This window comes from Propioniciclava sp. (genome assembly GCF_036744435.1).
Classification (GTDB): domain Bacteria; phylum Actinomycetota; class Actinomycetes; order Propionibacteriales; family Propionibacteriaceae; genus Propioniciclava.
The window spans coordinates 1-2,644 of sequence record NZ_DAIOIA010000052.1 but is presented as its reverse complement, the minus strand read 5'-3'; the positions used below and the strand labels follow the sequence as shown (position 1 = coordinate 2,644).

Annotated in this window: 4 protein-coding genes; 1 reads left to right on the top strand and 3 read right to left on the bottom strand. The window is 67.9% G+C overall.

What is annotated here, in order from left to right; genetic code table 11:
* Positions 1–30: 30 nt before the first annotated feature.
* A complete protein-coding gene (locus V7E09_RS08370) occupies positions 31–873 on the top strand; it encodes an aldo/keto reductase (RefSeq protein ID WP_324523252.1) in 843 nt (280 codons plus the stop codon).
* A gap of 67 nt (positions 874–940) precedes the next feature.
* On the opposite strand, the gene V7E09_RS08365 is transcribed toward V7E09_RS08370, so the two are convergent.
* From V7E09_RS08365 to V7E09_RS08355, 3 genes are all read right to left on the bottom strand, one after another.
* Complete coding sequence (locus V7E09_RS08365; RefSeq protein ID WP_324510455.1) at positions 941–1,306, bottom strand: biotin/lipoyl-containing protein; 366 nt, start codon at positions 1,304–1,306, stop codon at positions 941–943.
* A gap of 16 nt (positions 1,307–1,322) precedes the next feature.
* Positions 1,323–1,589 carry a hypothetical protein gene (locus tag V7E09_RS08360; protein WP_324510456.1) on the bottom strand — a complete coding sequence of 89 codons (267 nt, stop codon included), beginning with the start codon at positions 1,587–1,589 and terminating at the stop codon, positions 1,323–1,325.
* 11 nt (positions 1,590–1,600) lie between these two features.
* Positions 1,601–2,644, bottom strand: a 1,044-nt coding sequence (locus V7E09_RS08355) for an acyl-CoA carboxylase subunit beta (protein ID WP_324523251.1), incomplete at its 5' end; no start/stop codon positions are given.

The following is a 2,644-nucleotide window of genomic DNA, read 5'->3' as shown; positions in this document are numbered from 1 at the left end:
GGTTGAAGCGACCACCACTAGGGTTGGCGCATGAGCACTCAACCCCTCATCGAACTCAACAACGGCATCCAGATCCCCCAGCTCGGCTTCGGGACCTTCCGGGTCAGCGTCGAGGAGACCCAGAAGGTCACCGAGGAGGCGCTGGCCGTCGGCTACCGGCACATCGACACGGCCGCCGGGTACTACAACGAAGCAGGCGTGGGCGCCGCGTTGAAGGCGTCCGGCCTGCCCCGGGAGTCCGTCTTCGTCACCACGAAGCTCCGCAACGGGGATCAGGGCTACGACAACGCGCTGAAGGCCTTCGAGGAGAGCCGCGCCGCCCTCGGCGTCGACGTGGTCGACCTGTACCTCGTGCATTGGCCGGTCCCCAGCCGTGGCCTGGCGACCGAGACCTGGAAGGCGTTCGAGAAGCTGTACGCCGACGGTGCCGTCCGGGCGATCGGCGTCTCCAACTTCCTGCCCCACCACCTCGCCGACCTGATCGAGAACTCCGACGTCGTCCCCGCCGTCAACCAGTTCGAGATCCACCCCACGCTGCAGCAGGTCGCCGCGCAGGAGGCCAGCCGCGCCCACGGCGTCGTCCCCGAGGCCTACGGCCCCATCGGCCAGGGCGAAGACCTGTCCCTGCCCGCCATCATCGAGATCGCCACCGCCCACGAGGTGACCCCCGCCCAGGTCGTCCTGCGCTGGCACCTGCAGGAAGGCCGCATCGCGATCCCGAAGTCCAACACCCCGGCCCGCATCCAGGAGAACTTCGCGATCTTCGACTTCGCACTGAGCGACGCCGAGATCGCCGCCATCGACGGCCTGGAGGCGGGCAACCGGCTCTACCCCGACCCGGACACCTTCGCCAACACCCAGTACCGCAACTGATCGCCCCGAACGCGGCAGCGGCCGCCCTCCACGTAGGAGGGCGGCCGCTGCCGTGGTGGGTTGGGAACTAACCCAGCTCGATGAGCGCTTCGCCGCCGGCGACGGAGCCGCCCTTGCTGACGAGGATCCGCTCGACCTTGCCCGCCTGCGGGGCGGTGATCTCGGTCTCCATCTTCATGGCCTCCAGGACGCAGAGCACCTGGCCGGCCTCGATCTCCTCGCCTTCCTCGACCAGGATGCGCGCCACCGTGCCGGACAGCGGCGCGGTGACGGCGTTGGCCGAGGTGGCCTGCACCGAGGCGGAGCTGGGCACCGCGTTGCTGGCACCCGCGCCCCCGCCGATCACGATGGAGCCGATGGGCATCGACTCCTCTTCCTGCACCTCTACGTCGATGTCGTAGGGGATGCCGTTGACGGTCACCTTGAGCTTCATGAGTGTGCCTTTCGAATCACCGCAGGTGCAGCGGCGCGTGGACGTGCTGGGACCGACGGGTCGTGCTCTGCCACGAGCCCGAACGGGTGAAGTGCGCCTGGCGGCGCTTGGCGCGGTGACCGAGGTAGGCGGCCACGGCGGCCGCGATGGCCACCATGGTCTCCTCCGGCACGTTCTGCGCGTTGAGCAGCTGAATGCTCTTGATCTCGGTCTCGAGTTCTTCAACCCGGGACGTGAGCGCCTTGACGGCTTCGAGCAGTTCGACGTTGACGTCTTCGGACATCTCTCCCCCGATCAGACCGGCCCGAGGCCGTGCTTCTTGGCGGGACGCAGTTCGCGCTTGTTCACCAGGATCTCCAAGGACATGGCCACCTTGCGGCGGGTGTCCTCGGGGCTGATGATGTCGTCGACCAGACCGCGGGAAGCGGCCACGAACGGCGTCGAGAACGTGTTGCGGTACTCGTCGACCAGTTCCACGCGCTTCGCGGCAGGATCCTCGGCGTTCTCGATCTCGCGCTTGAACACCACCGACGCGGCACCCTCGGCACCCATGACGGCGATCTCGGCGGTCGGCCACGCGAACACGTCGTCGGCACCCAGGTCCTTGGAGCACATCGCCAGGTAGGCGCCGCCGTAGGCCTTGCGGAGCACGACGGTGATCTTCGGGACGGTGGCGGCCGAGTAGGCGTACAGCATCTTGGCGCCGTGGCGGATGATGCCGCCGTGCTCCTGCGCGACGCCGGGCAGGAAGCCGGGGACGTCGACGAGGGTGACCAGCGGGATGTTGAACGCGTTGCAGAACCGGATGAACTTGCTCGCCTTGTCGGAGGCGTTGATGTCGAGGACGCCTGCCATGACGGCGGGCTGGTTCGCGACGATGCCGACGCTGCGGCCGTTGATCCGGGCGAAGCCCACCACGATGTTCTTGGCGTAGCCGGCCTGGACCTCCAGGAAGTCCTGGTGATCGACCAGGCGGGCGATGACCTCGCGGACGTCGTAGCCCTTCTGCCCGTCGGTCGGGACGATGTCGAGCATCGCCTCGTCCGGCTCCACGTAGGGGTCGGGGTCGACGATCGGGGCGTCCTCGGTGTTGTTCTGCGGCAGGAAGCTGAGCAGCTTCTTGGCGATCAGGATCGCCTGCTCGTCGCTGTCGGCCACGAAGTGGTTGACGCCGGAGACGCTCATGTGGGCGTCCGCGCCGCCCAGGGCGTCCTGGGTGACCTTTTCACCGGTGACCTGCGCGATGACGCTCGGGCCCGTGATGAACATGTGGCCCTTGCGCGTCTGGATGATGAAGTCCGTCAGCGCCGGGCTGTAGGCCGCGCCACCGGCGCAGGG